This is a genomic window from bacterium (assembly GCA_030247525.1).
In the GTDB taxonomy this organism is placed as follows: Bacteria; Electryoneota; JAOADG01; order JAOADG01; family JAOADG01; genus JAOTSC01.
Genome location: JAOTSC010000252.1, coordinates 1 through 3,119 on the forward strand (window position 1 = coordinate 1; position 3,119 = coordinate 3,119).

Consider the following 3,119-nt stretch of genomic DNA (forward strand, 5'->3'; position numbering starts at 1 on the left):
GTATGCTTTTTCGAGTTGGCGCTTCTCCTCGATGGTCTTCGTCAATTTTTCGACGATGTCACTGCCGGCGCTGGCAAGCAATTCCTGCATCCGTGTGAACTGATTGGCGCGATTTCGGATAAACGCATACGCGGAGCGTCCCGTCAATGCTTCGATTCGCCGCACCCCCGCCGCTGCGCCAGTCTCAGTTGTGATAATAAAAGTCCCTATTTCGGCAGTCTTAGTGACATGAGTTCCGCCACACAGCTCCTGAGAGACAATTTGATTGGTGTCTTTGTCGCGAACACGAATAATACGAACAGTATCGCCATACTTCTCATCGAACATCGCTTCGATTTTACCGGCTTCGATTTCCTTTTTCAAATCCGCCATTGCTTCTTCGCTGGGAACAACAACTCCATTCTCATGGATGCGGTCGTTTACCCATTGCTCGATAGCAACGATTTTCTCAGTGGAGACTTTTTCAAAATGGGTAAAATCAAACCGCAAATACTCAGGATGGACGAGCGAGCCGGCTTGATGAACGTGCCCGCCAACAAAGACGCGGAGCGCTTGGTTTAACAAGTGCGTCGCCGTATGGTTGCGAGCCAAGTCTACCCGCCGCGCCTCATCCACTTTGCATTCGACCAGCTCCGGCACTGTTTCCGACCATTCCAGCAGACGGCAACGATGAATAATTCCTACTTCGGATTTTCGGACATCGAAAACATCGGCAGAGAAATCCTTGCCACTAATCGTACCATAATCGGCTAACTGACCGCCGCCTTCGGGATAGAACGGAGTTTCGGCGATTACGATTTCGAGACTATCCGCTTCGGACTCTTCCCCTTTAACCAAACGCCAACGCAACGTACTGGTGTCATTCTTTAACTTGTCGAATCCGATGAATTTACTTTCACCTTCGGTAAGGATAGTCCATTCACCGGAACCTGCTTGTTTGTGGACAATCTTTGAGGCAGCCCTGCCGCGTTCCCGTTGTTCGTTCAGTAATCGGTTGAAACCGTCGATATCGACCCCCAACCCGGCTTCGCGTGCCATCAGTTGGGTTAAATCGAGCGGAAAACCATAAGTATCGTACAATTGCCAAGCGATTTCACCAGCAAGTATATCGCCAGTCTGCAATTTCGCCGCTTCACTTTCGAACCGTTCGATGCCATTGTCCAACGTGCGGGAGAAGTTCTGCTCCTCCGCACGGATAACACGTATGACATGGTCTTTCCGGGCGCGCAATTCGGGATAAAAATCTCCCATCGTCGCATCGAGGACCGAGACTAACTCGTTCAGGATGGGTTCAGTGATATGCAGCTTGCGAGCAAAGCGTGCTGCCCGCCGAATCAATCGCCGCAGGACATAGCCGCGACCTTCGTTACCGGGTAATGCGCCATCGGTGATCGCAAACGAAACTGCCCGCACATGATCGGCAAGCACGCGATGCGGAATTCCGTTCACGCCATTTTCGTAACAGACACCTGATAGCTCAGCGACCTTCTGCAGTATCGGTTGAAAAACATCGGTCGAATAATTGGAACCTACGCCTTGCAATACCGAGCAAACGCGCTCAAAGCCCATCCCGGTATCGACATGTTTCGCCGGCAATGGATGGAGCTCCCCTTGATCGTCACGGTTGTATTGGATGAAAACCAGATTCCATAATTCGATGTACCGCTCGGAACCGGTATTCACGCCGGCATTCGGATCGGCGTCGAATTCGATACCGCGGTCGATATGAATCTCGCTGCAGGGGCCGCAGGGACCAACGTCGCCCATTTCCCAGAAGTTATCTTTCTTGCCCCAGCGTGAGATGTGCGAGTGATCGATGTCGGTTACTTCTTTCCAAAGCTGTTCCGCTTCGTCGTCGTCGACATACACCGTCGCATACAATTTCTCTTTGGGAAGTTTCCAAACACCCGTTAATAATTCCCATGCCCATTGAATTGCTTCGCGTTTATAGTAATCGCCAAAGCTCCAATTCCCGAGCATTTCAAAAAAAGTGTGGTGATAGGTATCGACGCCAACTTCTTCAAGGTCGTTATGTTTCCCGGAAACCCGTAAACACTTCTGAGCATTCACTGCTCGCGAGTAAGGTCGCGAACCGTGCCCTAAAAAAACATCTTTGAATTGGTTCATCCCGGCATTGGCAAACAACAGCGTTGGGTCGCTTTTCGGAACAACCGGGCTGCTCGGCACAAACGTATGAGTGTGCTGTTCGAAATACTCGATGAATTGACGGCGAATTTCCGCAGAAGTCAACATTACTTTACTCACAATACTAAATAGTTGTAGGGGCGTTTTGTGAAAAATACGCCCCTACGAAAGTACTTCACTGATTTCAAAACAAAAACTACTTCGGTTTATCCGAAAGCTTCTTTAATAGATGTACGATTTCGGGGATGCGAGGTGCGATGTCGGTTTCGATCCGATCTCGCAATGCTCGGACATCCAGCTCTAATTTGAGTTGCTGTTCGTAATCGAGTGTCGCGCGCTCACGATCTCTGACCACCCGCGCTTTAAGGCCAATAACAACCAACGACGCCCAAACTACGCCAAGACCGAAGAAAATCATCATCAGCATTTCGCGGTTTTCTTGCGAACCGAAGAGGAAGTATCCAAACGCGATTATCCATGCGATAAGCATGATAATCACAATCGGCCAACTACCCAGAAATTCTAAGGTCTTCTCGGCTAACAGAGTATTCTTTTCAAGTTGTTCGTTCAAGTTCCGAGCGATTTTTTTCTTGGAAATCAGATAGCTCAGAACCTTACGGTCGGTTGGCGTCAGTTCGCCGACTTTCCTTTTAAGAGCGTCGAGCGATGTATCGTCATCGTCTCGGGGACGGAAATTCCGAGTGTCGGGACGACGGTTGTCAGGGCGCTGGTTGTCGGAACGTTGATTATCGCGCGGGTTCGGACGGGATTGCGGTGCATCTTCGCGATTACGATCCCGGGAAGATTCGACAGGTCGATCCTGACTTCCTAATCGTGCTCGAATCGCTCCTTCGCCGGATGTGGCGCTTTGTGGACCACGAGGACCACCACCCATATAGCGCGACGATTCCGGACGCTGCAACGGCACTGTCGGCGCTGGCGATTCACGTCGCTGTTGGCGTTGTGGTTGATGT

The 3,119-nt window shown here is 50.5% G+C and carries 2 protein-coding genes; both read right to left on the reverse strand.

What is annotated here, in order from left to right; translation table 11 throughout:
* On the reverse strand, window positions 1–2,253 hold a 2,253-nt coding region (gene alaS, locus OEM52_14610; protein MDK9701367.1), incomplete at its 3' end, for an alanine--tRNA ligase.
* An 88-nt stretch (window positions 2,254–2,341) separates the two neighbouring features.
* Window positions 2,342–3,119, reverse strand: a 778-nt coding sequence (locus tag OEM52_14615) for a hypothetical protein (protein MDK9701368.1), incomplete at its 5' end; no start/stop codon positions are given.